Origin of the sequence: Blastomonas sp. (assembly GCF_041747255.1) — a bacterium.
Lineage (GTDB): Bacteria > Pseudomonadota > Alphaproteobacteria > Sphingomonadales > Sphingomonadaceae > Blastomonas.
This window is the reverse complement of sequence record NZ_JBGTFM010000402.1, coordinates 1-3,882: the sequence shown is the minus strand read 5'-3', so window position 1 is coordinate 3,882 and position 3,882 is coordinate 1. Positions and strand designations below refer to the sequence as shown.

The following is a 3,882-nucleotide window of genomic DNA, read 5'->3' as shown; positions in this document are numbered from 1 at the left end:
ACGGTACAGCGGATCGTCCGGACGCCAGGTGTTCGACAGCTGCGCAACCGCATCCTCCAGCGTGCGCAGGGCAATCAGCGCGACATCCTGTTTGGTTGGTGGAGGGTCATCGATTCGCATAGGATGCTTAGAACATATTAGGAACGATCTCTGCAATGCTGCGAGCATGGAGGCTCGCGTTCGTGACAATGTCCGTAGACGTTTACGCCGTCCCGTGAACGCGCACACATGTGATTTCAGAAGGAAAACTGGCCTTGGGCGGCCTGAGTGACAGAGTTGATAGAGGGGAAAAATTCTTCTCGTTCTCAGTCCCTTAAGGAGAATACCCATGACAGACATACCCATCCACGACGTCGATGACGACGACACCTGGAGGTTCGATCAAGATTACGCGAACCATAAAATCCTACGGGAGGTCGGCCAGATTGGCCACTTTGTCCGCAACAAAGTGGCGGTCGAGCCGATCCGGCAGGTCGCTTTGCTTGATGTCGAAACCACTGGCACGGACCCGCAGATCGATCAGATCATCGACCTGGCCTATGTCATTTTGGCCATTGACGATGAGGGCGACATTATCGGTATTGTCTGCGCCGATCAGGCGCTGTGCGATCCGATGATGCCAATCCCGCCGAGGATCTCGCTGCTGACTGGCCTGACGGATGAAATGGTCGCAGGTCATGCTATCGATCTGGACCGTGTCGAGTGGGATTTCGCGAGCGTTGATGTGTTCATCGCCCACAACTGCGCGTTCGATCTCAGCTTTGTCCGGCAGTTGTTGCCGATGACGCAGAACGCCGCCTGGGCCTGCAGCCTTAAGGATTTCGACTGGCTTAGCGATGCCGGGCTGGGCGGCAAAGCGCTGGGCCACTTGCTTATGGAAATCGGCTTCTTCCACGCGGGCCACAGGGCGATGGCAGACGTCGTCGCGCTCCTGCACATCTTGTCATTCCGCCTTGCAGATGACCGGACCGTTCTGAGCGCACTGCTGGCCAATGCCGAGGAAGATACGGTCAAGGTTGAAGCCGTAGGCGCACCTTACGCAGCCCGGTTTCGACTCAAGGCGCGCGGATACCGCTGGGATCCGGCAGCCAAAACCTGGTGGACCGAGGTCGCCGAGCACGACGTTGATGACGAAGAGCTCTGGCTTGGCAGGGAGGTGATGCCCAACGGCCCAGCCCCTCGGCTGACACGCGTGACCTGGCGCGAACGACATCGCTGAAATCAGAGGGCGTGCTGTTGCCCAGCGGCACGCCCAAACCCTTCAAATTAATTGAAATGAGCACCCTGAGAGAGGGGAAAAATGCTCCTGCCTAAAGCAGAAACACAAAGGACTGACACTATGAATACCGTTCCAACATCGAATGTACGACAGCAGAACTTCATGCATGCCCTGCGCATGAATATGGGGTTGCCGCTGCACCAGCTTGCCAATGACGCCATTGCCAACACCTTTGGCCAGCCCATGGATTTCCAGGTTGGTCTCGAGATGGCCCGCATCGCGCAGATGATCCAGAAAGACGCTGTCTACGTCAGTTTTGCGAGCGATACCGCGAACAAGCCCATCGGGTTCTCGGTGATCTACCGTGAGCTGAACATGGTCGATGTCATCGACAACTGCGTGCCCTATGCCGCGTCGGACAACGCTCCGGTCGTTCTCGTCAGCACCCGTGCCAACGAGCATTTCGCGGTCGACAGTCGTGGCAGCTTGATCCGGCTGCCGGGCAAGCCTGCCAACATTGCTGCTGGCAAGAAGCTCGCCATGAAGCGGATTCGAGTAGCTGCCGCTGCTATGGGTGATGCTCAGATGGCGGGCTGCCAGATCATCAAGCCAGGTGCTGCGCCCATGGCGCAGAACCCTCAGGTCGAGCCGATTGTCTGCTTCAGCTGAACAGACCCAACCACCAGAAATCTGTTCGACCTACCGACACTCAACACATTGCCAAAGGCCGTCCCCAAGGGGCGGCCTTTGGCGCATCAAGGAACATTACAAATGCGCAAGTTCACCTACATCGACACCGAATCTGCCTGGGACGAACATCTTCACGAAGGTGCCCGCCAGATCGATTCCTCTATCCAGCCTCACCACCGTATCGGCAGCAAGCGGATTTTCGCTGCCTCCGCGTTCGACGTCACTGTCAGTGCTGATGGGGCCATCAGCTGCGAGAAGATCGCGACCTGGTCAGAGCATGCACACGGCGGCGAACAGGAGATCGTCGCGTGCCTGTTCCATCATCTTCGTGCTCGCACCGATCGCACCGTCATCGGCTACGGCAGTATGGCGACCGACGTGCCGATCCTCCAGCTTGCGGCAATGCAATACTCGCTTCCACTGCCCGCTCATTTTCTCTCGCAGCGCAAGCGGTTTGAAATGCCGGATGCGCCGGGGCGGCATTTTGACCTGGCGCTAGGCATGAAAGGGGCTGGGCGGACCTGGCACCACCTCACCGAGATCATGCTGCGTATCGGATTGCCGGTGGCACTAATGGAAACCAAGAAGCACGTCGACTTTCCTAGCACCCGCGCGGGATGGGAGGCTGCCATGGCTCATGTGGAACTGGACTGCGCGCTGCTGGCTATCGCGCATATCGCCTGGCTGCGGATTCAGGGGCAAGCAAACATTGATTCCAGGATCACCGCGTTGGTGGTGCTCGAGTGGCTAAACCGCAATGCGAAGCTGACAGCAGGCCTGGAGGCGAAACTCGCCAGCGCATGTGGCGGGCTGTCCGCCACAATTTCAGGCGAAACGGCGCTAGCAGCGTAACGGAACCTGATGCGTGAGGGTAGGGCGGAGAACCTTAGGCCGAGGGTCCGAGGATATTCAACCCATAGGACGACCGGGACTAATTTCCGCTCTGCCATTGCGCGAACCTCAGCCTGGCTGGAGCTATTGGCGATAAACCGAAGTCAATGGGTGTTACCGAACAGCGATGAATACGCGCCGCACATGCTTGCCGCGACCATCTCGGCGTCTATGATTAGAATGTGATTTCAAGGAGGTTCATATTCTGATCAGTGATTTGCGTGAGGCAAGGCGAAATAGTGGATGGACTCAGCGCACACTTGCTGAACGGGTGGGCGTCAGGCCGCAAGTCATCAAACGACTCGAGCGAGGGGTGGGCTCTGTGGCGAGCCTCGAAATTGTGATGAAGACTCTCGACTATCGGTTGACGGGCCTTGGGCCGGGCAAAGCCTTGGGGGAGCAAATCCGCCGCCGCCGCTTGAAGCAAGGGCGGTCGCTGGAATGGCTCGCAGAAAGGACAGGCTTGTCGCGCACTACGATCGCCAACCTCGAGCGAGGCGGCGGGTCGGTTGGAAGTCTCCTGCGCCTGTTGGCTGTTCTTGCTCCGAAAGCTCGTCGTCGAGCGCCTGAACGCGCATTTTGGGGCGAGGGCGATAAACTGGATCGCGACAGCAGGTTTACTCCCGCGGATTTCTTGGCGAGCATATATGAGGCCTTCGGTGACATTGACCTTGATCCATGCGCACATGAACTCAGCCCTGTGATCGCGCGCAGACGTATCCTACAAAGCGAAGGCGGAGACGGCCTCTCGGAGCCGTGGCTAGGTCGGCTGGTCTACGTCAATCCACCTTACTCCAAGCTGCTTGTCTGGCTGCGCCGTGCTCACGAGCAGTGGAAGGCTGGAGATGCCCAGACTGTCATCTGCCTTGTTCCGGTTCGTACTGACTCTGCCTGGTTTCAGGACGTCCTGAGTGCTGACGCGGACATCTATTTCCTTCGAGGCCGGGTGCGTTTTCTCGATACCAGAGGGAGGGGGCAGCACACGCCCTTCTCTTTGATGCTGCTGACGCTTGGGGCAAACGCAGATCAAAGGGCCAGATACGCGCAGTTAGTGCCAGGATATTGGGTAGCGCGAGCTATTT

At 58.2% G+C, this 3,882-nt stretch carries 4 protein-coding genes; all 4 read left to right on the top strand.

All coding sequences use genetic code 11. From position 1 onward, the window contains the following. Positions 1 to 328 precede the first annotated feature (328 nt). The gene (locus ACEW8G_RS13575; RefSeq protein ID WP_373488939.1) at positions 329 to 1,219 is read left to right on the top strand and encodes a 3'-5' exonuclease; all 891 of its coding nucleotides are present in this window, start codon (positions 329 to 331) and stop codon (positions 1,217 to 1,219) included. Between the two features lie 81 nt (positions 1,220 to 1,300). Further along, positions 1,301 to 1,888 carry a hypothetical protein gene (locus ACEW8G_RS13570; RefSeq protein ID WP_373488938.1) on the top strand — a complete coding sequence of 196 codons (588 nt, stop codon included), beginning with the start codon at positions 1,301 to 1,303 and terminating at the stop codon, positions 1,886 to 1,888. A 102-nt stretch (positions 1,889 to 1,990) separates the two neighbouring features. Beyond that, a complete protein-coding gene (locus tag ACEW8G_RS13565; RefSeq protein WP_373488937.1) occupies positions 1,991 to 2,761 on the top strand; it encodes a hypothetical protein in 771 nt (256 codons plus the stop codon). A 361-nt stretch (positions 2,762 to 3,122) separates the two neighbouring features. After that, positions 3,123 to 3,882: DNA N-6-adenine-methyltransferase (locus tag ACEW8G_RS13560; protein ID WP_373488940.1), on the top strand; the 760-nt coding region annotated here is incomplete at its 3' end.